Origin of the sequence: Sulfurospirillum arcachonense DSM 9755 (assembly GCF_000597725.1) — a bacterium.
In the GTDB taxonomy this organism is placed as follows: domain Bacteria; phylum Campylobacterota; class Campylobacteria; order Campylobacterales; family Sulfurospirillaceae; genus Sulfurospirillum_A; species Sulfurospirillum_A arcachonense.
On the sequence record NZ_JFBL01000001.1, the window covers coordinates 193,082 to 218,170 of the forward strand.

Genomic DNA, 25,089 nt, shown 5'->3' on the forward strand with positions numbered 1-25,089 from the left:
TATTTTACCTATGATTATTTAATTTGGTTGTTCTGCTATTTTATCCAAACTTACAATATAATCAAAGTCTTTTTCTTTTGATGGATTAGAATAGTCATTTAATGCTACTTCAATATCTTTTTTATACTGTTTTATATAAGCAAAAAATTCTTTTCTTTTCTTCCCTGTGAGTTTACTTTTTGTAATTTTTACTACACTATTAGGATTGATTGCACGGTTGTTTTTATAAAGACCAAAATGAAGGTGAGGTCCAGTACTAATACCAGTACTTCCAACATAACCTATAACTTGACCTTTTTTCACCCATTTGCCTCTTCTCATTCCCTTTCTATAACCTTTCATATGAGCATAAAGGGTTTTATAACCATTTTGATGTCTTATCATAATAGTCTTACCATAACCACCTTTTCTGCCAACATAAGTAAGTTTACCATTTCCAGCAGCTCTTATAGGTGTTCCTCTATTTGCAGCATAATCAATACCCAAATGAGCTCTATATCTTTTTAAAACGGGATGCCATCTTTTATAGGTAAATCTTGAAGATATTCTACGATAATTTACTGGTTTAGATAAAAAGAAACCTTCTACTTCTTTTCCGTTTGCATCATAATATCTACCTTTGTTATAACTAAAAACATAATTTTTACGGCCTCTAACTTCAACCATAGCTGCTTCAATCTTAGGTGCTCCAAATTGGCGTCCTAATCTCGTTCTTTTTGTATAAAATATAACGACTTTATCACCTTTTCTTAATAACTTAAAATTGACGCTACTTTTAAAAGCTTGTATAAACTCATGTGCTAAAAGATAATTATTTGTTTCATCTATGATATCTTCATAAGGAGATCTTTTTATCTCTACAGTTACTGCAAGTTTTTCTTCTTGAAATGATATAGGTGTTGTAGTAAGCTCATATCCGTTTTTTTCTTTAATCAGATGAAGTTGTAACTCTTCACCAATTGGAATCATTACTTGTTCTATTTCATCATTGTCATTTTTTAAAATTTGATAATCAACGTTAGACATTATTTCTGTAGCTAACTCTTGCTCTTCACGTGCTAAATCATAATATATTTTCAGAGGTAATTTGTTTTTTTCAAGAAAAGTTAGGAATGTTTCACCTTTTGACCATTTTTTTACTTCCAAAGTAGCAGCTTCTAAAGCAAAAGTACACAGCAGTAATAAAAATAGTGTTCTTATCATATTCCAAACAATCCTTCTTAAATGTCATGAAGATTTTACCAAAAGAAATCTTATAAAAGACCAAATCTTCCTTTAAAAACAGTTATTGTATAATCTTTGAAATATTTAAAGCAAAAGGAGTTCCATTGCGTAAGTTATTGGCTATTGTTACTATTTTTTTAATCTCTTGGCAATTTGCATATGCTAAGCCTATTTTCAACCCATTTAATACAGAGATATTAAAAATATCAGGCAGAAATGCAACTATTAAAAACTCAAAAGATATTGTTATAGGCTCATCAGGTATAGTTACTCATACATTTAAAAATGGTATCTCAACTATTGTTGCACGTGTTAATGTTATCAAAAAAGAAGCTGACACTGCTACGGTGAGATTTGAGGTTTTTAAACTTTCCGCTCAAGATGCCTTCCCAAAACCTGGTATTTTACCAGCTGTTGGAGACAAAGTTACACTAAACTATTTATATGACAGAGCACTTATAGTTGCTCCTAACTATAAGGTATATAATGAAGTAACTAAACACTTCAAAGACATGGAGTGGATTCACCCTGACGTAGTTGCTGCATATCTTGCAAAAGAATTTAGACCAAATCCAAGTAGAGCAACATTTAGAGAAGTTTGTAAGATAAACTCTGCAGCTATTATCTTTTTTGCTCTAAATAACAATGGATACTTTGTAGATTGTAATAACTTTAGAACAATTAAAAAAGTCAAAACTGCAAGAATTAAAAAAGCACAAGCACCATTTTACACTCGTGTAAAAAACATTGAGACAAGTTGGTTAAACTGGGATAGTAGCCAAATAAATGACTATAACTCTTATTATAGAAGTTTAATAAGGTAAAAAGATGGATAAAAAACACATAAAATACTTTAAAAAACTCCTTGGAGAGGAAAATGTTTTTGATGATAAAGCTCATTGCATAGCATATGCATATGATGCTACAAGAAACAGATACGAACCAGACTTAGTAATTTTTCCAAGAGATGAACAAGATGTAAGCGATGTTTTAAAATATTGTAATGAACATAAGATAATTCTTACTCCTCGTGGTGCTGGTAGTGGGTTTACAGGTGGATCACTTCCTGCTAATGGTGGTATTGTTTTAGCATATGAAAAACATATGAATAAGATTTTAGAAATCGATATGGAAAATATGGTAGCAGTTGTGCAACCTGGTGTTATTAATATGGATTTACAAAAAGCTGTTGAAGAAGTGGGACTTTTTTATCCACCAGATCCAGCAAGTGAAAACTACTCAACTATTGGTGGAAACGTAAGTGAAAATGCAGGTGGCATGAGAGCTGCAAAATATGGTATAACAAAAGACTATGTAATGGCATTACGTTTAGTTATTCCAAATGGTGAAATTATAAGAGCTGGAAAGAGAACAATTAAAGATGTCGCTGGTTATAACATTAGTGGGATTATAATTGCTAGTGAAGGTACTCTTGGGTGCATCACAGAAATCACACTTAAACTTATATCAAAACCTACACTAAGCCAGAGTATGATGGGTGTATTTCCTACAGTAAATGATGCTATGAACGCTGTATATAAAACAATGGCTGCAGGTGTTACACCAGTAGCTATGGAGTTTTTAGATAACTTAACTATTCGTGCGGTAGAGCAAAAATACAATAAAGGTTTGCCTACAGATGCTGGTGCAATTTTGATTGCTACAATTGATGGTAATTTAGATGTAGAACTACAAAAACAATTAGAGATTTTACAAACAAAATTTAAAGAGAATGGTTGTAGTGATTTTAAAGTAGCAAAAGATGAAAAAGAAGAAGCTGACCTTTGGTTTGCAAGAAAAAATGCTAGCCAATGTATAACAACATATGGTAGTAAAAAACTCAATGAAGATATAACTGTTCCAAGAAATAAACTTCCTGATTTACTAAAAGCCATAGATGAAGTATCTCAAAAATATAACGTAAAAGTTCCTTGTTTTGGACATACTGGTGATGGTAACGTACATACAAACGTTATGGTTGATGGAAGTGATGAAAAGCAACTAGAAATTGGACATCAAGCTATCGAAGAGATTTTCAAAGCTACCGTTGCACTTGAAGGAACCTTAAGTGGTGAGCATGGTATAGGACTCAGTAAAGCACCTTACATGCATTTAGCTTTTAGTGATGGTGAAATGGAACTATTTCGTTCAATCAAAAAAGCATTTGATCCAAACAATATACTAAATCCAAATAAAATGGGACTATGACATGATTAAACTAAGAGAAGCAATTGACTTTTTGAAGAAGGTTAAAGACCCTTCAATAGTTCATTACGCTTCTTCTCTTAGTTTTCATACTATTCTTTCTCTTATCCCTATACTTCTTATCTCTTTTAGTATATTTACAAAGCTTCCTAGTTTTAAAGAGTATTACGCAAAAATTCAACATTTTATTTTTAACTCCTTAATGCCAGCCCAACAAGATGCAATAACTCCCTATATAAACAAATTTTTAGAAAATACAGGGAGTATGGGATCAACTGGACTTATATTTGTTTTGTATGTTTCAATTATGTTCTTTTTAGACTATGAAAAAATTATCAGTAAGATTTTTAAAGCACAAAAAAGAACTCTTTGGGAATCACTCTCTACTTACTGGACTATGCTTACGATGATGCCTTTAGGACTTGCGTTGTCTTTTTATCTTTCCTCTTTAGTGAGTGGTTTTTTATCTTCAAATGAAGTTACAAGTTCTATAAACTTTTTACCATTTTTACCCTATCTTATTATATGGTTTTTATTTTTTATCATGTTTACTATTTCTGCAAATATAGCATTAAATAGAAAAGTGACTATACTAGCTTCTTTTATCACGTCTCTTATCTGGTATATATCAAAATCACTCTTTGTCTATTATGTGGCTTACAACAAAACTTATCTTAGTATTTATGGCTCATTTAGTATCTTGATGTTCTTTTTTGTTTGGGTCTATTTTTCTTGGCTTATATATCTTTATGGTGCTAAATTATGTCAAGTTTTAAATGAAAAACAAAATCAAAGCCAGCAAGGGCAAGAAAATAGCAATCAACCTAACCCTGATAGCAACTAAAGAAGACACAATATAACATCCTAAAAACCAAAATGGAGTAGAAATAGAATTAACCTCTACATGTAAAGAGAAAAACCAACTTAAAAAATGATCAAAAATATCACCAAATTGTATTACATGTAAAGCTAAACTAAGTGGATAAAAAACTATAAAAAACATACTCAAAAGTGGTGAAAAAAGCTGATACAGACTAAATACATCAAAAACATAATGAACGATAGGAAGCATTAAAAGATAAACCCAAAAATGTAAAAGTATAAAAACCAATGCTTTGTTTAATCCTGAAAAATGGTATAAAAAAAGAAAAATATAAAATACACCAGCTACAGAAAATAAAAAAGCAATCGAAAACATTAACTTAGGAAACAAAATTAAAATAGCACACACTGTAATAAAAAGTGTCCCAAAGGATATAATTTTGATATTCCTTGAAAAAAGTAAAAATCCTATAATACTCATTACATAAGCTCTTAATACAGAAGGTGTCATATCTATAAAATACGTATAAGTTCCTAAAATAACAAAAACTATAAATGCTAAATCAGCATATGAATTTCTATAAGGAAAATATTTATCTTGAAAAAAAGTATACAAAGGTTTCAATAAAAAAAACAAAATTCCACTGAGTATTCCTAGATGAAACCCACTTATTGCTACAAGATGTGCAATGCCCCACTGAGATATATTTTCTCTTAACTTTTTGCTAATAGGAGTAGCAAAATACAAAGCAGAATATAACTCTTTTGCTAACTCATTTTTATGCTGATTTTCTACAAATGAAATTAAACTGTTTTGCTTATATTTGTTCTTTACATGTAAAAATTTTGTAGTGGCATAAAAACCTTTAAGATAATTAATAAAATCAATTTTATTAGTAAAAAATCCTATTTTGACTGTATCTCCTCTAGTAAGATTTCTATCTTTCCAACTTACTGTATAAAAAGTAAAATCTTGACTTTTAAGTTTTAATACATGATAAACTTTATCATTTTTATTTTTTTTAGGATAATACTTCAAAACTTTTGCATCTGTTACATGTAAAGAGTACGTAGTGACTTTTTTATATTTATAAAACTCATAAGAGAGTGAAGAGAAAAAAAGAAGTGCCACTACAAAAAGAGTATAAAAAAACTCTTTTTTCGTAATAAACAGTGGCACACTTGTCATTAGATTGGTTGCATACTTATTGTGGCTTCTCTGCCATCCATATTTGACTCATCATAAACAACTTCGATAGGAATTCCACCAGCATCTATAAATTTTGTACATGCTTTTTGAAAAAGAAGATTGGCAACCCCAATAGGTCCATTTCTATTTTTACCGATAATAATTTCAGCACTCTCTTCAGGTTTATCAAAAAAGTTACTTTTATACTCTTTCCCCTCAACTCTTGCTTTTTGCTCTTTATCTTTCTCTTCACGCATTCTATATATGTCATCACGATATACAAACATAATCATATCAGCATCTTGTTCAATTGAACCAGACTCTCTAATATCACTCATCATAGGTCTTTTATCATGTCTACTTTCAACTCCACGATTTAGCTGAGAAAGTGCAATAATTGGCATCTCTAGCTCACGAGCTAAAAGTTTTAACCCACGAGATATATCACTTACTTCTTGATGTCTATCTTTATTACCAGCTCCTGTCATGAGTTGTAAGTAGTCAATAACACAAAGAGAAATTTCAGGATGTTGCGTTTTTAGTTTTCTAAGTTTTGCTCTTACATTGTGTATATTCACATTACCATTGTCATCAACAAAAAGTTTCTTTTGACTCATAGTATCAGCAGCACTATTTAACCTACTCCACTCATCATCACTCATATCACCAACTTTAAGTTTTTGAAGAGGAATCGAAGTCTTAGCACTAAGCATTCTTAACATTAATTGTTCTGCTGGCATCTCCAAAGAGAAAATTGCAACACCCTTATTATCATCAATTGCTTTTTGTGCAAGATTTAGCGTAAAAGCTGTTTTACCCATCGCTGGACGAGCCGCAACAATAATCAAATCCCCAGCACCAAAACCAGTTGTAAGTCTGTTTATCTCAGCAAATCCAGTATCAAGTCCAACAACACCTGCATTTCCTCTTTTTTTCATCTCTAAGATATGCTGTATTGTTGCATTGGTCATCTCAGAAGATTCACGAAACTCTTTTGAACTGCTATCACTGGTGATTTGATAAAGTTTTTGCTGCACCAAATCAACTACTTCACTTGAAGGCAAATCTTTCTCAACTGCAACTTCTCTAATATCTCCAGTAAGTTTTACCAAATCTCTTTTTATAGATTTTTCACGTATCTCTTCAACATAAGCTTTTATGGAAGGAAGTGGATTTGTTGAAAGAATTTCCAGCATAACTTCTTCATCAAATCTCTCTTCTTGCTTGAGTTTTTTCTTTACAAACTCTTCATCTATAGGAAGATCTTCTCTTTCACACTCTTCCATCGCTTCAAATATATATTTATGAGCAGGAAGATAAAAATCTCTTGGTTTTATATTTGATGCAACCTCTTCATAAGTTGCTGGGTTAAAAAGGATTGAGCTTAGAACTGAGCGTTCAATGTTTATATTGTGTAAATTATCCATTTTCTTTAGCTGCTTTCTCTACTTCTTGCATAAATCTATCCACAAGTTCATCCTCTTTTAATTTTGCCACAATTTCACCACTTCTCATAATAAGACCTTGCCCTTTTCCAAAAGCTATAGCAACATCAGCATGTTTTGCTTCACCAATAGCATTTACGACACATCCCATAACTGAAATATTTAGTGGTGCTTTTATATCTTTTACTCTTTTTTCTACTTCAGCTACTGCTTTAACCAAATCAGCTTCAATGCGTCCACAAGTTGGACATGAGATGATATTGACCCCACTCTTAACGACTCCACTATCTTTGAGTATCGCACGAGCCACATTTATCTCTTCTTCAAGCTCTCCTGTCATTGAAACTCTCATCGTATCACCAATGCCTTCAAGTAAAAGTGTTCCCAAGGCAATAGAAGATTTTACAGTGGAGTGAAACTTTGTTCCAGCTTCAGTTACTCCAAGATGAAAAGGATGATTAGTCAAAGGTCTTAGCATACGATAAGCTTCTACAGTTCGCTCAACGTCACTCGCTTTGAGTGAAACTTTTATATCGCTAAAACCTAAATCTTCAAGATATTTTATATTATAAAGTGCAGATTCAACCATACCTTTTGAAGTTGGACCATATTTTGTATCGAACTCTTTTTCTAAACTTCCAGAATTCACACCAATACGAATTGGTATATTTCTTTGTTGGCACGCTTTTACAACTTCTTTTACTCTGTCTTTATTTCCAATATTACCAGGATTGATACGAATACAATCAACCACTTCAGCAGCTATCAAAGCCAAACGGTAGTTAAAATGGATATCTGCAACAAGAGGTAGTTTTATCTGTTTTTTTATCTCTTTAAGTGCATTTGCATCTTCATAATCAGGAACAGCGACACGAACAATATCACATCCTGCAAAATGGAGTTTTTTTATCTGCTCAACTGTAGCCTCAACATCATGAGTTTTTGAGTAAGTCATAGATTGAACCGATATAGGTGAATCTCCTCCTATAGGCACATCACCAACATAAATTTTATTTGTAGGATAGCGTTTTATCATTTTAATTTTTCCATTTCACTAAAGCTTCTGCTTTGCATAGAATATTGTATATTTTATTGAAGTTCTATTATACTAAAAAAGTGTTAAGAAAAAGATAATGGATCTATATCAATCTCTACTGGATACTGTTTACATGTATGAGCAAATTTGAGTAATTCTTTGGTGTTTGAGCTTCTTAAAAGCATATTGTAGCGATATTTTCCTGCTATTTTTTCTATATTTGCTTTACCATAACCCACTACTTCAACTAAAGGAAAATCATGCGTTATTTTTTCTATTTGATTTATAACATCATTTGCTTTTTCATCTTTGATATGCGAGACTAAAACTTTTAAAAGTTTTTTATAAGGAGGATATATCTCTTGTCTGTATTGTAATTCATCATTTAAAAATGCTTCATAATCTTCAATAAACTCTTCAAAAAATTCTCTATTTTGAGTTTGGATAAAAACTTCACCCTCACCTTTTCTCCCTGATCTTCCTGCAACTTGAAGTAAAAGAGACATTGCTTTCTCACGAGCTCTAAAATCAGGCATATTCAAAATCGAATCAATCCCTATAATAACACTGAGCCCCACACTATGATAATCATGGCCTTTTGAAAGCATTTGAGTACCAACCAGTATATCTATCTCTTTTTCATTAAAAGCATTGAGTGTAGCTTTGAGTTTATTAGCTGTGCTCACTTCATCTCTGTCAAACTTTTTTATGACCTTATCGCTAAACTCTTCTTGAAGTCTTTTTACAACTTCAGCTGTTCCTATTCTGTTTGAATGCATTGCTTCACTCTTACAACTTGGACACTCTTTTGGAATCCTCATAGCAAAATTACAATAGTGACATTTTAAAGCATTTTTATCTACATGTAAACTCATTCCAACACTACAATACGGACACGTGACATTCGCACCACAATCTCTACATGTAATATATTTAAAATTGGCTCTTGTAGGTAAAAAAACAATAATCTGATTTTGTTTTTCTAAATGCTCATGTATTTTATTTAGTATATTTTGACTTAATTCACTGCCACAACTCTCATAAAAGTACTTTTTATTTGAATCAAAGTATGTTCCCCTAAGTCTATGTTTAGGAAGATTTTTAAAACTACTTAAACTTGGAGTTGCACTCCCAAGTATAACTTTTGCTTCTTTTCTTGTTCCAAACAAAAGAGCTAAATCTCGAGCGTTATAACGAGGCCTTTGACTCGATTTATAACTATCATCATGTTCTTCATCTACTACTATTAATCCAAGATTATGAACAGGAAGAAACAAAGCTGAACGAGTTCCTGCTATGACCGAGATTTTTCCAATCGCCAAATCTTTTAAAATTTTTTCTTTTTTCTTTTTTGTTATTTTTGAGTGCCAAATAGCAACCATATCACCAAAAACATTTTTAAGACGCTTTTTTGTTTGCGGAGTAAGTCCAATCTCAGGCATAAGAAAGATAGCTTTTTGACCACTATTTATAGTATGTTCTATACACTTTATATACACTTCTGTTTTGCCACTTCCTGTATCTCCAAAAAGTAAAGACCTATCATGACGCTGTATAAACTCATACGCTTTTTGTTGTTCAGGTGAAAGTTTTATATCGGTGTTTATATGTTGATTGATATGCAAAGAATTTTTTGGAAAAAAAACAAAAAGATTGAGTGCATCACCTAAAGAGCAAACATAATATTCACTAATAAACTTTGCAATACTCAAAGTAACTTTATCAAAATATCCATCTTTTACAGAGAGTATATCTGTACATGTAAACTCAGGTTTTTCAGTTTTAGAGATAACAACACCTAACTTTGATTTTGAGTTCAGTGTAACTTCTACAATATTGCCAGATTTTAGCTCTTCATCATAAGTATAAGTTAGAGACTGTAAGGGAGAATTTAAAAGAGAAACTAAATAATGCAATTAATTTGTTAAATCACTACACAAGTTTGCATTTGGATTTGCAGCACCAACTGTTCTATTGCAATCAAAAGTGCCTGTATTTGAATTATATGTAAATAATACAGAAGTACCTTCTAAATAAAATCTATATCTAATATTTACAGGGGAAGCAGCTCCAACATCTACTTTTTGCCAATCTCCATCATTTGTAGCACCAACAAAACCATATTCAAGTATATCTCCAGATTCTCCACGATTAAAAAGATTAGAAGTTGTATTGTTTACATCTAAAGTTCTTGGTATAAAAGGTTCTGTTCCTTCAAGAAGTCTACGTGACCTTTGCATAGCAATACCACTTCGTATTGCAGACACTTGTGATTTTCCTTTTACAAGAACAGCATCATCACGGCTTGCTGCTAGTCTAGGTATAGCAACCGCAGCTAATACACCTAAAATAACAATGACAAAAATAAGTTCTATCATAGTAAAGGCTGGTTTAAAACCAGCCTTTTTATTTAATTTTTTAATCAATTGATTACCACTGAACTCTTCGTCCAGCCATTGAAATATTTGCTTCAGTTACGCCTAAACCATTATTAACATCCCATAAAGTAGCACATATACCATTCATACCTCCTGGTTGAATAACTCTAAATACTGGTGCTGAATTAGGATTGGCTCCACCCCAAGCACCATTATTACTTGTATTAATATCTAAACCAGCACCAATAGTAGCAACTGAATCCTGTGCGGCAGTACCATTCATATCCCAAACCGCAATAGTAACACAAGGTGCACCATCTATTGAAAGAGTATAAGATTCTACCCCCGGATTTGGTTTAGCCCATTGAGCAAGATCAATACTCACAGCTTGTTCAATTCTTGCATCTCTTTGTCCCTGATACCATGCTGGTATTGCATTCATAAATGTACCAATATCTGTTTTTATAGCAGCTAATCTAGCATCATCTCTAGTTGCTGCAAGTCTTGGAATAGCAACTGCTGCTAAAATACCTAAAATAACGATTACGAAAATTAATTCGATCATAGTAAAACCTTTTTTCATGGTTTACTCCTTTTTTAATTTTGATTGATACACTTATCAACCTTTACATAATTTTATTCTTTTACATGTAAAGATTTGCTTAAACTTCGTCTATTTTATCTGCTATTTTTTTGTACTCTTTTTTATTGAGGTATTCATCATAACTTTTTTGAACATACGCCCATAAAAGTTCTTTTGTCTCTATGTTGTTTTTATGTCCAAAAGTCTCTTTAAAATCTTCTTCAAAAAACTTAGAAAACTCTTCATCTAGTGTTATATCAAAGTCTTTTGAACCTATAGAGACAGTTATCTTACTCATCTTCTCAGAACTTCCTCGATTTTTCCAAGTATTTCATCTGATTCTATATCTTTGTTCATCAAATCTTCTTCAAGTTTTTCTATTTGAGAACTTTTTGCTTGATTTTGTGCTTTTAGTGTAATAACTTCTTGTCTAAGTGTTTCATTTTGTACTTTTATATCTTCAAATCTAACCAATAAGTCATTTACTTTTTCTGATAATTTATTGACGTTTACCTCTTCATTAAACATTATTTTTCCTCATTTTCATAACTTTGCTATAATTGTAACAAAAAAAAGTAAAGATATGGCAAAATTTGAACTAAATAGTAAATTTTCTCCCGCAGGAGACCAACCACAAGCCATAGATAAAATCTATGCATCCATAAAAAATGGCAATCAATACCAAACTTTAATAGGTGTCACAGGAAGTGGTAAAACCTTTACTATGGCTCAGATTATTCAAAAGCTTCAAATGCCAACGCTTATCATGACTCATAACAAAACATTGGCTGCACAACTCTATAGTGAGTTTAAAGGATTTTTTCCTAAAAATCATGTTGAGTACTTCATAAGTTATTATGATTATTACCAACCTGAAGCCTATATCCCTAGAAGTGATCTGTTTATAGAAAAAGATAGTTCTATAAATGATGAACTTGAAAGACTTAGACTTTCTGCAACTACTTCACTTTTAAGTTTTGATGATGTTATTTGTGTAGCATCGGTCTCTGCAAACTACGGTTTAGGAGATCCTAGCGAATATAAAAGTATGGTACAAGCCATAGAAGTAGGACAAGAGATAAACCAAAAAACCCTCCTTTTACAACTTGTTGACATGGGATACAAAAGAAACGACAACTTTTTTGATAGAGGTTGTTTTAGAGTAAGTGGAGATGTTATAGATATCCACCCAGCATATAACGAAGAAGAAGCTGTACGTGTAGAGTTTTTTGGTGATGAAGTAGAATCTATATACTATTTTGAAGTATTAAGTAACCAAAAAATAAAAGATTTGAAAAAAATAGTCATTTATGCAACAAATCAGTTTATAGTTGGACAAAACCGCCTTTCAAAAGCTACAAAATTTATAGAAGAAGAGCTTGCTACGAGATTAAACTTTTTTCAAAGTGAAGACAAACTCGTAGAATATCAACGCTTAAAAAGTAGAGTAGAGTTTGATTTAGAAATGCTTCAAGCAACGGGAGCTTGTAAAGGAGTTGAGAATTACTCAAGATATCTAACAGGAAAAAAAGAGGGAGAAACCCCTTATTCTATGTTTGATTATTTTGAAACTATTGGTAAAGAGTATCTTGTCATAGTAGATGAATCACATGTAAGCTTGCCTCAGTTTCGAGGTATGTTTGCAGGAGATAGAAGCAGAAAAGAAGTTTTAGTAGAGTATGGATTTAGGCTTCCTAGTGCCTTAGATAATCGTCCTTTGATGTTTGATGAATTTATAAACAAAGCTCCAAACTATCTTTTTGTCTCAGCAACCCCAAGTCCCATTGAGCTTGAACTCTCAGGAAGCAATACAGCCGAGCAAATCATAAGACCAACTGGCTTACTTGATCCAAAAGTAGAAATTCTTGATAGTGAATTTCAAGTAGAAACACTCTTTGATGAGATTAAAAAAACTATAGCAAAAAACGAGAGAGTTTTAGTCACAACGCTAACTAAAAAAATGAGTGAAGAGCTCAGTCGATACTACAGTGAACTTGGATTAAAAGTAAAGTACATGCACTCAGATACTGATGCGATTGAGAGAAATCAAATCATAAGAAGTTTAAGACTAGGTGAATTTGATGTGTTAATAGGAATCAACCTTTTAAGAGAAGGACTTGATCTGCCTGAAGTCTCACTCGTAGCTATTTTAGATGCAGACAAAGAAGGTTTTTTAAGAAGTAAAACTAGTCTAATTCAGACAATGGGAAGAGCTGCTAGAAATCTCAATGGTCGAGTTATTATGTTTGCAAAACGCATAACAGATTCTATGAAGTATGCAATTGAGACAACAGAAAAAAGAAGAAAAGTACAAGAAGAATTTAACAAAAAACACAACATCACTCCACAATCTACTCTGAGAGAATTGGACAAAAATCTTAAAGTAGAAGATATGGGTGAGCTTATAAACAAAATGGATAAAAAAGATAAAATCCCACCAAGTGAAAAGAAAAAAATATTAAAAGAGATGACAAAAGCAATGCACGAAGCTGCAAAGTCACTAGAGTTTGAAAAAGCAGCAAAATTACGAGATGATATAGCAAAGCTCAGGAAACTTTAATTTAAAGCCATCTTATGTTATAATAAGACCATAGGAGTTAGTTATGAAAGTAGGTGGCTTTTTAAATTCGTCTTTAACTAGGGTTTCAAATCCATATGAGCAAACTGTTGTCCAAAAAACAGCAGATGAAACAAAAGAGACTAACAAACAAGAAGAATTAACAACTTCCCAAAAATCTCTTATAGCCAGACTTCAAGCAACAGACCAAGCAGTAAGAAAACATGAAGCAGCACATATTGCTGCAGGTGGTGGTGTTATAAGAAGTGGCGCAAACTTTATTTATCAAGAAGGTCCTGATAAAAAACAGTATGCAGTTGGAGGAGAAGTTAGTATAGATACCTCGACTGAAGCCACTCCTGAAGAGACTATTCCAAAAATGCAATTAATAAAAACTGCTGCACTTGCCCCAAGTGATCCTAGTAGTACTGACTATCAAGTAGCTTCAACTGCAACCATGTTAGAAATGCAAGCAAGACTTGAGCTCTCACTCCAACTTAAAGAAGAATTAGCCAACAAAAATGTTTCACAATACGCCAATAATGAAAATAGTGAATCAAAGTTTTCTATTTATGCCTAAATTTTGATAGAATACAATAAAAAATTGCAAAGGGATGCGTAGTGCCTAGTATAAATGACCCAAAAAATTATATCAATAGAGAATTATCGTGGTTAAGATTTAACTCAAGAGTCCTTAGTGAATCTATGAAAAAAGAGTTACCTTTACTAGAACGTTTAAAATTTTTAGCTATTTATGCAACCAATTTAGATGAGTTTTATATGATAAGAGTAGCTGGCCTCAAACAACTTTTTACAGCTGGAGTTATAGTAACTGGTAGTGATGAAATAACACCATTGGAACAGCTTCGTGAAATACGCTCTTACCTTTCTAAAGAAAAAGATATTTTGCAAAGCAGTTACAAATCAATAATGCAAAAACTTGAAGAAGAAAACCTTCATGTAACCAACTATAGTGACTTAAGTCGTGAGCACACAAAACTTGCTGATGATTATTTTTTCTCAAACATATTACCAGTCTCCGTACCAATCGCTGTTAATGCAACCCATCCTTTTCCACACTTAAACAACTTAGGATTTTCCTTAGCAGTGAAGTTACAAGATGAACAAGGTTCTGGAAATTATAAATATGGGATGATTAGAATTCCAAGAGTATTACCTCGTTTTTATCAAGTATCTGATAATGTTTATGTTCCTATTGAAAGTATTGTTGAAAAACATGCTGAAGAAATTTTTCCAGGTTATAAACTTATAGCTGCAGCGGCATTTAGAATCACAAGAAATGCCGATATGGTTATTGAGGAAGAAGAAGCTGATGATTTTATGATGATCATGGAACAAGGCTTAAAACTTCGTCGTCGTGGTGCTTTTGTTCGATTAGAAATTGAAGAGAATCCTGATGAAGATTTGATGAAGTTTTTAAACTCTCATATGCAAATCTTTTCTAAAGATATATACCAATACAGTATCCCTTTAAATCTTGGAGCACTTTGGCAAATCATCAATAATAAAGATTTCTCTTACCTTACATTACAACCACATAATCCAAAAATATTGCCTCCGTTTAGTAAAAACGAGTCTATATTTAAAATTATATCAAAACAAGATGCCCTACTCCTTCACCCTTATGAGAGCTTTGATACCGTGACCAAACTACTAAAAGAAGCATCAAAAGACCCTAATGTAGTGTCTATTAGAACAACTCTTTATAGAGTAGAAAAAAACTCACAAATCATTCAAGCACTCATAGATGCTGCAAGTGATGGCAAACAAGTAACTGTTATGGTTGAACTTAAAGCGAGATTTGATGAAGAAAACAACTTACACTGGGCAAAAGCACTAGAACAAGCTGGCGCTCATGTAATATACGGGATTACCGGCTTTAAGATACATGCAAAGGTAACTCAAGTGATTCGCCAAGAATCAGGTAAACTCAAATTCTATATGCATCTTGGAACGGGTAATTATAATGCAACTACTGCAAAAATTTATACCGATGTGAGCCTTCTTACATGTAAAGAAGAATTTGCAAAAGACACAACAACATTTTTTCATATCCTCTCAGGCTTTTCTAAAAACAGAAAACTAGAATGCTTAAAAATGTCACCTACACAAATAAAACCAAAACTTATCTCTCTTATCAATGCAGAAGGAAAAGCGGGAAAAGATGGTTATATCATCTTAAAAATGAACTCTTTGGTTGATACAGATGTTATAAAAGCTCTCTACAATGCTTCAAAATTAGGTGCAAAAATCGAACTGATTATAAGAGGAATATGTTGTCTACGTCCTAATATTGAGGATCTAAGTGAAAATATAAAAGTAAAATCTATTATAGGAAAATACCTAGAACATTCTCGCGTATTTTATTTTAAAAATAATGAACCAAATATTTTTATTTCAAGTGCTGATTGTATGCCAAGAAACTTAGAGAGAAGACTTGAGCTTATGTCTCCAATATATGAAAAATCTCTTCAAGAAAAACTTTTTGAGATGCTACAACTTCAAATTACAGACAATACCTTAAGTTGGGAACTACAAAATGATGGAGAATATAAAAAATCTGAACGAGGAAAAGAGAAGGTAATAAATAACCATATTATCTTAGAAGAGTATATAAATAAAATATATAAAACAATGAAAAAAGATACAACCTCAAGTAAAGCTGAAAATTTAGCGAGAAAACTGTTTAAAGAAAGTTAGGATATTATTATGATAATGAAGTTTGAAGAAAATTATCCTGTAATAAATAAGAGTGTATTTACTGCACAAAGTGCTGATATCATAGGCGATGTAAGTATTGATGAAGATAGTTCTATCTGGTTTGGTTGTGTTGTTCGTGCAGACATACACCACATAAAGATTGGAAAACGCTCTAATATTCAAGATTTAAGTATGCTCCATGTTACACACTTTACAAAAGAAGATAAAAGTGATGGAAATCCAACCATTATAGGTGATGATGTTACTATTGGACATAGAGTAATGCTTCATGGTTGTGAAATAAAAAATGCTTGTCTGATTGGTATGAGTGCAACTATACTTGATGGTGCTGTTATAGGAGAAGAATCTATTGTAGGAGCTAATTCTCTTGTGACAAAAGATAAAGAGTTCCCTCCAAGATCACTTATCATGGGAAGCCCTGCAAAAGTAATAAGACAATTAAATCAAGATGAAATATCTTTTTTATACCAATCAGCAAAAAACTATGTCGAATATAAAAATCGATATTTAAAAAACATGTTATAATCAATTTTTTTACAATAATAGGAGTTTATTCTTGAGATATATAATTTTATTTTTGATTGTCCTTTCAACTTTACTTCAAGCAAATAATTTTACTAAAGGTATGCGAGCATATAAAAAAGGTGATTTTGATCAAGCAAAAAATCTCTTTGAATTGGCACAGACAAAAGACAGGGTACTACATGCTCATTATATGCTAGGAAGAATGTATCTTTATGGACAAGGTGTAAAAGCTGATACTACTAAAGCAATTAAACTATTAACAGAAGCTTTTGATGCTGGGAATATTCCAGCTGGTTGCTACATAAGTGAAGCTTATATGAAAGAAGGAATCCATTCTGCTTTGTTGGCTGAAGGGTTAGTAGCTGGGCTTAGAAAAAAAGTACCTTATTGTAAAACAGTTTTTGAAAAATACAAGACTTACTCTTTTCCTGCAGAATTTCATTATAACTAAGTATTCTTTTCTAAAGTTGTAGTTTTTAGCTAAATATATTGTTAAATTAATTTTTTGTGCTATAAAGTCAATCTATGAGAAAGTAACTCTAGTTTATAAATCAACTGATAATGATATATATTATAAAAATAAATATATGGTATAATCCTTTTTTAATTAAATAAATAGGGAGTTTTTTTGATAAAACTTACAATTTTAACTTTAGTAGTAAGTTCCGTATTACTTCAAGCGAATAATTTTACTGATGGAATGAGAGCCTATAGAAAAGCAGATTACGATAAAGCAAAAGTATTTTTTGAACTAGCTTTAGAAAAAGATAAGGTATATAATGCAAGTCACTTATTGGGTAAAATGTATCTAAATGGCAATGGTGTTGAACAAGATATTGATAAATCTATTAAGTATTTTGAGTTTGCTCACAAACAAGGGAATATAATCGCTGGTTGTTATGCAAGCAAAGCTTATATGGAAAAAGGAATATACAACTGGGGTATACTTGAAAATGGTTTAATACGTGGTCTTAAACATAAAACAAAATACTGCTTTAAAGTTGTAGATATTTGGATGAATAACAACTAATTTTCTTTTTTCTTTCTTTTTTTAGGATTAGGTTTCGCAAACTTTACTAAATCTTCTGTAGTTATAATTGAACTTGGAAGATTTTGAAGACTTTTTTTAAAAACGATACTTGCTGCATACGCATCTGAATATGCACGATGATGTTGTGTTATCTCAATATCTAACTCTTTTATTAAAAATCCTAATCCATATTTTTCTGAAGTTATAGTTTTTTTCGCTAAATCTATAGTACATATTTTTCTATTTAACAATGGTCCAAAACCAGCTTCTTCCATAGAATAAGATATAAAATTATAATCAAAATTTACATTATGCGCTACAAAAACTGCATCTTTTAAAAAAAGTCTAAACTTAGCCAAAGTATCTTTAAGAGATGGAGCATCTTTTACATCATCTAAAGTAATATTGGTAAGATGTACTATATTTTCTGGTATTTCATCTGCTTTTACAAAAGTTTCAAACTTATCTATAACTTTACCATTTTCTATCATAGCAGCACCAATTTCAATAATTTGAGCACTGCTTGGCTTACTTCCATTTGTTTCAATATCAACAATACAAAATTTTTGTTTTTCTATAGGTGTAAAAGTGGTTTCTAAAGCCATTAAATTATTGTTTAATTCTACAAATGGTACACCCAATAATCGAAGATTTTCTAAACTTTCACTAACTGTCTCAAAATCATAATTTTCTAACTCTTTAATTTTTTTAAATTTAGCTCTACATTCACAAAAAGGTTGTGGATTCTCTGTCATTTTTTGTATCAATTTATCAAAATTTCTCAATTTTTTGCTCTTTTTAAAAACTCTTCTATTTTTTTACAATCTTTTTTACCTTTTGTTAATTCAACCCCACTACTAACATCTAAACCATAGAAATTCAAACCTTTTACCTCTTCAATATTTTCTGCATTAAGTCCACCAGCTAAAATAATTTTAGAACAATCAACTCCATCAAACCAACTTATATCTACTCGTTTTCCTTCTCCACCATAACTCTGTACAAAAGCATCTACAATAACGTATTTATCATTTAACTTGAGAATATCTTCTTTACATGTAGCTCGTATTACTTGCAGGTACGGTAACTCAAGTTGTGTATATAAACTTTCATCTGCTTCAAAATGTATTTGAGCTAAACTCATATGAGAATCTTTACATATAGTGTTTATTTCTGTAGCCGTCTTATTAACAAAAAGCCCTACTCTTTCTATAAAAGGAGGTAATTGTTGGACTATTTCTAAAGCTTTTTTAGGTTCAATATATCTAGAAGATTTTTCATAAAAAACAAAACCTAGAGCATTTGCACCATATTCGATTGCACACAGTGCATCTTTTAAATTAGTAATACCACAAATTTTAACTCTTGTCATTCTATTTTAAACTACTTATTGCATTTTTATATGAAGAGTTTGAAAAAACATAATTACCAGCAACTACAATATCAACACCAGCATACTCAAGGTCTTTTACATTTTTATCATTGACTCCACCATCAACTTCAATAAGAGTATTTAGATTTTTTGCATTTATCATCGCTTTTAATTTTCTTGCTTTTTCTATTACTGAAGTAATAAACTTTTGGCCACCAAAACCAGGATTAACGCTCATTAAAAGTACCATATCTAAATCTTCTAAAAGATATTCTATTGCTTCAGGAGGCGTGTGAGGATTTAAAACAATAGCAGGTTTTATACCATAACTTCTAATTTTTTGAATAAGTCTATGAGGATGTTTTTCTTCTTCTATATGAAATGAAATATACTCTGGTTTAAAAGGAGCAAACAGATCAACAAAAAAAGAGTTATTTTCAACCATCAAATGAATATCAAGTGGTTTTGTAGCTGCAGCAGCTACTGACTTTACAACGACTGGTCCTATAGTATGATTTGGAACAAAATGACCGTCCATAACATCTACATGAACAAAATCACATCCACCTTCACATATACTTTTTATCTCTTCATTCAACTTTCCAAAATCAGCAGAAAGTATACTTGGTGCTATTAGCATTTATTACCTTTTCATTTTATTTCTTTTTGAACTTATGAAGCTCAATTTATATATTACATAACATTATTGTTACTCTATCTATCTTGTTAAAAATAGTGTCAAATTTTTTCCATCAACATTTAAATTAACTTGTGCACCACGAACATCATGCTGAGATGCAATAATATCTTTGACACTATCAAAAGTTCTTGGCATTGTTAAATCAATTTTAATGCTTTTTTTAAGTAATTGCTGAGAAATTTTTTCACCAATTATATATATAAATTCACTTAATGCATCTATGACATCAGCCTCTGTACTATCTTCTTCGAGAAGTATTTTACAAACTTCTTTAACAATATTTTTGTCAAAAAGTAAAAGTAAAATTCCTCCAATATCTCCATAAAAACCTATTGAAACAGTTAACATATCCTCTTTATTGGATATTTCTAAAGGCTGAACTTTAATGTATTCTTTTTTTGTATTATAACCTGAAAGTACTTCAATAATCTTTACAACTTCTTGTATTGTAACCGGTAAAATAGCAATAAGATTTTTTGTTATTCCTAAACTTTTTTTAGCAACACTTGAATTTTTATTAGCTTCATTTAGAAGTTCCTCATCATCAAAAAGGCTTTTTAAAGAAGGATATATAAGAACACCTGAATCTTCTAAATCATTTCTTAATTTTTGAGTAATTTTTCTATTATTCAGTCCTGTAATAACTATCGATGCTCCATATTCTGCCCCTGCTGTTGAGAGTTTTGATATAAAGTTAACACCATGTACATTAATTGATGAAACTTTTTCTGCATCAAATAAAAAAAGTTTAAATCCTATTTTTAAAGAGTTAATTTGATATTGCATATCAAAACTCTTTGCTATATCTGAATCAACAAAACCTTTTAAAGTATATATTATTACATTATCTTTTATATATACCGTTGGTGTTTTATCCAATTTTCCAAGATACGAATTTTCTATAACAAATTCTGCTTCTTGTTTTTTTACTAGCAAATCACTCATATCTTTTGCTATAACTGGAGTAAAACCTCTTTCATACAATTCTATTGTTAATTGATTTTTTTGCTCATTTTTTTCACTAAAAACAACTATTTTTTTCTCTTTTGGATTCTTTAAATTATCTCCTACAAAAAGCATAACAATTTCAGAAGTATCAAAAAGCGAAAAATTCACATTCTTAGGAAACATATCTAAAATCATCTTGTATTTTTTACTATCATAATCGCAAAAACCAACAATTGTTCCACATTTTTCTCTGACTCGTTGTAAAGATTCTATTAAAAGCGTAATTCCTTTTTTATTAAAAAAAACTACTTTTTTTAATGAGATAAATGCTCCTTCTTGTTTAGTTTGTATTAAAAAGTCAATATCTGCAGGATTAATAATATCAATAGCATTTTCACCATCTAAAAATCCCATTGGTGAAAAAAAGGCAACTTTTTGTTTAACAACTGGTTTCATATATTAATCTTCATGTTCTAAAATAGCATAAAAATTATTTGCAATTTCATCATCAAAAATAGGTTCAAAATCAAAAAGATCACTCAATCCACTCTTAATCATCATTGGGCGACTCATTTCATAACTAATCAGTAATCTAAGATAAGTAATTGCAAGAGCATTCTCTCCAAAATCTCCCTCCTGTGTATCTCCTATTTTTTTAATTAATTCAATAGTTTTATCCGAAAAACTCCATTTTTTAGCAATTAAAGATGCTATATCAAAAAAAGTTCTATTAGTCATTTTAATGAGTATTTTCTCATAACTCATCTGCTTTTTTTCTCTTAAAAGTTTCACTGTACTATTAATATCACGAAAAAGTATTTCACATACAATTAAAGATGCTGGAATAATACTAATAGCTTGAATTATTTCTGCATCTTCTTTTTGCAAAAACTTCATTATTTTTCCCCAATGATGAATCAATCTTGCTTGAAAATCTTGAAATTCTTTAGAACTAAAACCAAAGACTTCCCATTTCTTTGGTAAAATTAAAAGAAGATAATATCCATATATAAGTTGCTTTGCTCTTAATATTCCTAATATTCCAAAAATTTGTCTTGCATTTTTCACTTCATCTCTAAAGCCAAATATTGGTTTATTTATAATACTTTGAAGATAGTGTATAAGGGCTCTATCCTCATTTGCTATATCTGCTGCATGAACTAAATCACCATCATCTAAAGCTTTAACACAATGTTTGACAATTTTAGGTATTGGAGGAATCGATTCAATATATTCGCTAATAGTCGTATCTGAAAGCATATTTACCCCTTGCATAGATTTATTTACTCCATGATTGTATCTTTACTTTCATAAAACATTTATAAATGTTATGCTATTATACTCGATTACATATTCACAGTTTAAGCATATATTTTGCTTATTTTGTGTAAAATTCCAACAAAATTTCAAGGAACTAACCATGGCAAGAAGATGTGCAATTACTGGCAAAGGCCCAATGAGCGGAAATAACGTGAGCCACGCTAATAACAAAACAAAAAGAAGATTCCTTCCAAACCTAAGAACTGTAAGAGTTACTTTAGAAGATGGAACAACAAGAAAAATTAAAGTTGCGGCTTCAACACTTAGAACAATGAAGAAGAACGCTTAATCACAAATCCAATAAGGGGATTAAGTGACACTTACTCAAAAGTTAAAGAAACTTCTTAACTGGTCAAGTAGATCAGCCCCTCATATAGACTTAAATACTGAACTGTATCAACAGTTAAAACCATTTCGTCTCCCACTTATTCTCGTAGTTTTTATGATTATGGTGGGAACACTCGGTTATGTTCTCATTGATGGATTTACTTTATTAGATGCCGTTTACCAATCAGGTATTACATTTACTACAGTAGGTTTTGGAGAAATCTCACCTATATCCCCAGCAGGAAGACTTTTTACTATTACTCTTATTATCTTAGGTTTTGGAGCATTTTCATTTTCCATAGGTATATTAGTTGAAGTTTTAAACAAAGGTCAACTTGTAAAAATTATCAAGGAGCGAAGTATGTTATACAAAATCGCTAGGCTAAAAAATCATTTCGTAATTTGCCACCACAGTGAAATTACTATCGAACTTTCTAAACAATTTCGTGAAAATCATATTCCGTTTGTTGTTATTGACCCAAGAGATGATTTGGCAGAATTGGCAATTGAACACAAATATCCTTATTTTGTACAAGAAGATCCTCATACAGAAGCTGCTCTTTTAAAATCTTATCTTTCAAGTGCAAAAGGGCTCATAACCCTTAGTGAAAATACGGCTGATAATATCGCTCAAATAGCTTCTACTAGGTTATATGAAAATGAAATTGGACTTCAAAGACCTTACTATATTATTACAAGTGCATCAAATGAAAGTGATATGGTTAAACTAAAAAAACTAGGAGCGGATAGAGTAATAAGTGCAACTAAACTTATGGCAGAAAGATTAAGAGCTATGAGTCTTAGACCAGATATGGAAAATATGCTTGAAAAACTTCTTTACAGGCAAGATGCTCCAATTGATATGGAAGAGATAAAAGTACCTGATCACTCATGGATGAGATTTAAAAAGCTTAAAGAAGCTCATTTAAGAGACATAACCAATGTAAGTATTGTAGGTATTAGAGATGCTAAAGATACTTTTATACCTATGCCTAAAGGTGATGTGCTTATTGGTACAGGTTGTAAACTTTTAGTCATTGGAACAGGTGAGAGCATTCGTGCGACAAAAAGAATAATTAGAAAAAAACAAAAACCAGAAGAGTTAAAATATGTTTAATATATTCCCAATAAAAAATGGATTAGATAACGTTGAAGGATTTTTTTGCAACGGCGTTAATGTAGGTATGAAAACAAACCCAGCAAATTCAGGCTCAAGTAATATTGATGGAGATGTTGCTTTTATTAGAAGTGATGAACTGTGTGAAGTCTCTGCTATTTTTACTAAAAACAAATTTACAGCTGCTCCAATAAAACACTTTTTGGAACATCCAAAAAATTTCAAGACAAACTTTATCCTTATGAACTCCAAAAATGCAAATGCTATGACAGGAGAAAAAGGTGTTGAAGATATTAAATCAATCTTTGAAACTTTAAAAACAAAACTACCAACAGTACAAAACCCTATTATGAGTTCAACAGGAGTTATAGGATATAGACTAAGTAGAGAAAAAATAACATCAGCCTTTGATAAATTTGATTTTAATTCAAAAAATTCAGATGCAACTGCTCGTGCTATTATGACAACAGATCAATTTAAAAAAGAGTTATGTTTTAAAGTAGAATTAGAAGATGGAAAGTCATTTCATATAGCAGCTATTTGCAAGGGTGCGGGTATGATAAATCCTGCTATGGCAACTATGCTCTGTTTTATCTTAACTGATGCAAATATCCCTAAAAATGATATGGATGAGCTTTTAAAACAAGCAGCTGAGCAATCTTTTAATACAATTAGTGTTGATGGAGATACATCAACAAATGATACAGTCATGTTACTTTCTTCAAAAAAATCAAAAGCTTATGATAAAACAGCATTTAGTGAAGCACTCAACCAACTTACTAAACATTTAAGCCAAGAAATTCTTCGAGATGGTGAAGGTTCAAATAAAGTAGTCGCTTTTGAAGTAAAAGGTGCATTAAACAAAGAAGAAGCAAAAAAAGCATCTATGGCTCTTAGTAACTCCTTACTTGTAAAAACAGCACTATTTGGTGAAGATCCAAACTGGGGAAGAATTGCTTCAACAATAGGAGCTAGTAGAGTTACATGTAAAGAAGAAGATTTAGTCATCTCTTATGAAAATATTATTGTTTACTCTAAAGACAATCCTAGTTTAGACGCAGAAACTGAAAAAAAAGCATGTAAAATTATGCAACAAGACTCTTATAAAATTACTTGTGACCTTAATGCTGGAACATCTTCATTTACTTCTTATGGTTGTGATCTTAGTTACGAATATGTCAAAATAAACGCAGATTATCGATCATAATATTTACCTTTGGTTTACTACTTTTTTGTTATAATTTAACTGTATAAGTTCTCAATCTAATTGAGACTTCAGTTAAATAGTTTTCAAAGATTTTCTATCTTTGAAAAAACATTAATCATAAAGGGGAAATAATGTTACATGAGTATAGAGAGATAATTTCAGATATCAAAGTAAATAACTCACATTTTGCAAAGATTTTTGAAAGGCATAATGCTTTAGACGAACAAATAAATAATATTGAAAGTGGTCGTGAGCATATGGAACAACTAGAACTTGAATCCCTAAAAAAAGAAAAACTAAAACTCAAAGACGAAGCATATGCTATGATTATGGCATATAAACAAGAACAAGAATTATAAATT

General features: G+C 31.1%; 27 protein-coding genes. 13 read left to right on the forward strand and 14 right to left on the reverse strand.

Annotation, left to right across the window (positions count from 1 at the left end):
* Positions 1-18 precede the first annotated feature (18 nt).
* Positions 19-1,203 (reverse strand): peptidoglycan DD-metalloendopeptidase family protein, encoded by a 1,185-nt coding sequence (locus tag K354_RS0100965; protein ID WP_024953643.1) that lies wholly within the window; start codon positions 1,201-1,203, stop codon positions 19-21.
* Between the two features lie 125 nt (positions 1,204-1,328).
* On the opposite strand from K354_RS0100965, the gene K354_RS0100970 reads away from it, so the two are divergent.
* The 3 genes from K354_RS0100970 to K354_RS0100980 are packed head-to-tail and all read left to right on the forward strand — an operon-like array spanning position 1,329 to position 4,273.
* Complete coding sequence (locus K354_RS0100970; RefSeq protein WP_024953644.1) at positions 1,329-2,048, forward strand: plasminogen-binding N-terminal domain-containing protein; 720 nt, start codon at positions 1,329-1,331, stop codon at positions 2,046-2,048.
* Positions 2,049-2,052: 4 nt separating this feature from the next.
* The gene (locus tag K354_RS0100975) at positions 2,053-3,432 is read left to right on the forward strand and encodes an FAD-linked oxidase C-terminal domain-containing protein (RefSeq protein ID WP_024953645.1); all 1,380 of its coding nucleotides are present in this window, start codon (positions 2,053-2,055) and stop codon (positions 3,430-3,432) included.
* 1 nt (position 3,433) lies between these two features.
* Positions 3,434-4,273, forward strand: a complete 840-nt coding sequence (locus K354_RS0100980) for a YihY family inner membrane protein (protein WP_024953646.1) — start codon at positions 3,434-3,436, stop codon at positions 4,271-4,273.
* Here the strand turns inward: K354_RS0100980 and K354_RS0100985 are convergent.
* The 8 genes from K354_RS0100985 to K354_RS0101020 form a co-directional block, all read right to left on the reverse strand.
* Complete coding sequence (locus K354_RS0100985; RefSeq protein WP_024953647.1) at positions 4,202-5,440, reverse strand: ComEC/Rec2 family competence protein; 1,239 nt, start codon at positions 5,438-5,440, stop codon at positions 4,202-4,204. The genes K354_RS0100980 and K354_RS0100985 overlap by 72 nt on opposite strands.
* Positions 5,440-6,867 carry a replicative DNA helicase gene (locus K354_RS0100990; RefSeq protein ID WP_024953648.1) on the reverse strand — a complete coding sequence of 476 codons (1,428 nt, stop codon included), beginning with the start codon at positions 6,865-6,867 and terminating at the stop codon, positions 5,440-5,442. Before K354_RS0100990 ends, K354_RS0100985 begins: the two co-directional genes overlap by 1 nt.
* Entirely contained in the window at positions 6,860-7,921 is a 1,062-nt protein-coding gene (gene ispG, locus K354_RS0100995) for a flavodoxin-dependent (E)-4-hydroxy-3-methylbut-2-enyl-diphosphate synthase (RefSeq protein WP_024953649.1), read from the reverse strand. The genes K354_RS0100990 and ispG overlap by 8 nt, the downstream gene beginning before the upstream one ends.
* An 83-nt stretch (positions 7,922-8,004) precedes the next feature.
* Complete coding sequence (locus K354_RS0101000; protein WP_024953650.1) at positions 8,005-9,837, reverse strand: primosomal protein N'; 1,833 nt, start codon at positions 9,835-9,837, stop codon at positions 8,005-8,007.
* Positions 9,838-10,347: a type II secretion system protein gene (locus K354_RS0101005; RefSeq protein ID WP_024953651.1), complete on the reverse strand. Its 510-nt coding sequence runs from the start codon at positions 10,345-10,347 to the stop codon at positions 9,838-9,840.
* Positions 10,348-10,351: 4 nt separating this feature from the next.
* Entirely contained in the window at positions 10,352-10,882 is a 531-nt protein-coding gene (locus K354_RS0101010; protein ID WP_024953652.1) for a prepilin-type N-terminal cleavage/methylation domain-containing protein, read from the reverse strand.
* A 79-nt stretch (positions 10,883-10,961) separates the two neighbouring features.
* Positions 10,962-11,180, reverse strand: a complete 219-nt coding sequence (locus K354_RS0101015; protein WP_024953653.1) for a hypothetical protein — start codon at positions 11,178-11,180, stop codon at positions 10,962-10,964.
* Entirely contained in the window at positions 11,177-11,410 is a 234-nt protein-coding gene (locus K354_RS0101020; protein ID WP_024953654.1) for a hypothetical protein, read from the reverse strand. The genes K354_RS0101015 and K354_RS0101020 overlap by 4 nt, the downstream gene beginning before the upstream one ends.
* A 55-nt stretch (positions 11,411-11,465) precedes the next feature.
* Between K354_RS0101020 and uvrB the strand changes: the two genes are divergently transcribed.
* The 6 genes from uvrB to K354_RS0101050 all read left to right on the forward strand — a co-directional run bounded on the left by uvrB (position 11,466) and on the right by K354_RS0101050 (position 17,736).
* The gene (uvrB, locus tag K354_RS0101025; RefSeq protein WP_024953655.1) at positions 11,466-13,442 is read left to right on the forward strand and encodes an excinuclease ABC subunit UvrB; all 1,977 of its coding nucleotides are present in this window, start codon (positions 11,466-11,468) and stop codon (positions 13,440-13,442) included.
* Positions 13,443-13,485: 43 nt separating this feature from the next.
* A complete protein-coding gene (locus K354_RS0101030) occupies positions 13,486-14,019 on the forward strand; it encodes a putative metalloprotease CJM1_0395 family protein (RefSeq protein WP_024953656.1) in 534 nt (177 codons plus the stop codon).
* 50 nt (positions 14,020-14,069) lie between these two features.
* The gene (locus K354_RS0101035; RefSeq protein ID WP_024953657.1) at positions 14,070-16,160 is read left to right on the forward strand and encodes an RNA degradosome polyphosphate kinase; all 2,091 of its coding nucleotides are present in this window, start codon (positions 14,070-14,072) and stop codon (positions 16,158-16,160) included.
* Positions 16,161-16,169: 9 nt separating this feature from the next.
* Positions 16,170-16,706 (forward strand): gamma carbonic anhydrase family protein, encoded by a 537-nt coding sequence (locus K354_RS0101040; protein ID WP_024953658.1) that lies wholly within the window; start codon positions 16,170-16,172, stop codon positions 16,704-16,706.
* A 31-nt stretch (positions 16,707-16,737) separates the two neighbouring features.
* Positions 16,738-17,157, forward strand: a complete 420-nt coding sequence (locus tag K354_RS0101045) for an SEL1-like repeat protein (RefSeq protein ID WP_024953659.1) — start codon at positions 16,738-16,740, stop codon at positions 17,155-17,157.
* A 177-nt stretch (positions 17,158-17,334) separates the two neighbouring features.
* A complete protein-coding gene (locus tag K354_RS0101050; protein ID WP_024953660.1) occupies positions 17,335-17,736 on the forward strand; it encodes an SEL1-like repeat protein in 402 nt (133 codons plus the stop codon).
* Here K354_RS0101050 and K354_RS0101055 read toward each other — a convergent pair.
* The 5 genes from K354_RS0101055 to K354_RS0101075 all read right to left on the reverse strand — a co-directional run bounded on the left by K354_RS0101055 (position 17,733) and on the right by K354_RS0101075 (position 22,016).
* On the reverse strand, positions 17,733-18,521 hold the full coding sequence (locus tag K354_RS0101055) for a 3'-5' exonuclease (RefSeq protein ID WP_024953661.1): 789 nt from the start codon (positions 18,519-18,521) through the stop codon (positions 17,733-17,735). The two genes, K354_RS0101050 and K354_RS0101055, sit on opposite strands and share 4 nt — an antisense overlap.
* Positions 18,518-19,108: a phosphoribosylanthranilate isomerase gene (locus K354_RS0101060; protein ID WP_024953662.1), complete on the reverse strand. Its 591-nt coding sequence runs from the start codon at positions 19,106-19,108 to the stop codon at positions 18,518-18,520. Before K354_RS0101060 ends, K354_RS0101055 begins: the two co-directional genes overlap by 4 nt.
* Position 19,109: 1 nt before the next feature.
* Complete coding sequence (rpe, locus tag K354_RS0101065; protein WP_024953663.1) at positions 19,110-19,748, reverse strand: ribulose-phosphate 3-epimerase; 639 nt, start codon at positions 19,746-19,748, stop codon at positions 19,110-19,112.
* Between the two features lie 78 nt (positions 19,749-19,826).
* Positions 19,827-21,212, reverse strand: a complete 1,386-nt coding sequence (locus K354_RS0101070; RefSeq protein ID WP_024953664.1) for a chemotaxis protein CheX — start codon at positions 21,210-21,212, stop codon at positions 19,827-19,829.
* A gap of 3 nt (positions 21,213-21,215) precedes the next feature.
* Positions 21,216-22,016: an HDOD domain-containing protein gene (locus K354_RS0101075; protein ID WP_024953665.1), complete on the reverse strand. Its 801-nt coding sequence runs from the start codon at positions 22,014-22,016 to the stop codon at positions 21,216-21,218.
* A gap of 160 nt (positions 22,017-22,176) precedes the next feature.
* Between K354_RS0101075 and rpmB the strand changes: the two genes are divergently transcribed.
* From rpmB to K354_RS0101095, 4 genes are all read left to right on the forward strand, one after another.
* Complete coding sequence (rpmB, locus tag K354_RS0101080) at positions 22,177-22,365, forward strand: 50S ribosomal protein L28 (protein ID WP_024953666.1); 189 nt, start codon at positions 22,177-22,179, stop codon at positions 22,363-22,365.
* Between the two features lie 24 nt (positions 22,366-22,389).
* Positions 22,390-23,520, forward strand: a complete 1,131-nt coding sequence (locus tag K354_RS0101085; RefSeq protein WP_024953667.1) for a potassium channel family protein — start codon at positions 22,390-22,392, stop codon at positions 23,518-23,520.
* Positions 23,513-24,727, forward strand: a complete 1,215-nt coding sequence (gene argJ / locus K354_RS0101090) for a bifunctional glutamate N-acetyltransferase/amino-acid acetyltransferase ArgJ (protein ID WP_024953668.1) — start codon at positions 23,513-23,515, stop codon at positions 24,725-24,727. Before K354_RS0101085 ends, argJ begins: the two co-directional genes overlap by 8 nt.
* Before the next feature lie 131 nt (positions 24,728-24,858).
* Positions 24,859-25,086, forward strand: a complete 228-nt coding sequence (locus K354_RS0101095) for an HP1242/YdcH family protein (RefSeq protein WP_024953669.1) — start codon at positions 24,859-24,861, stop codon at positions 25,084-25,086.
* Positions 25,087-25,089 lie beyond the last annotated feature (3 nt).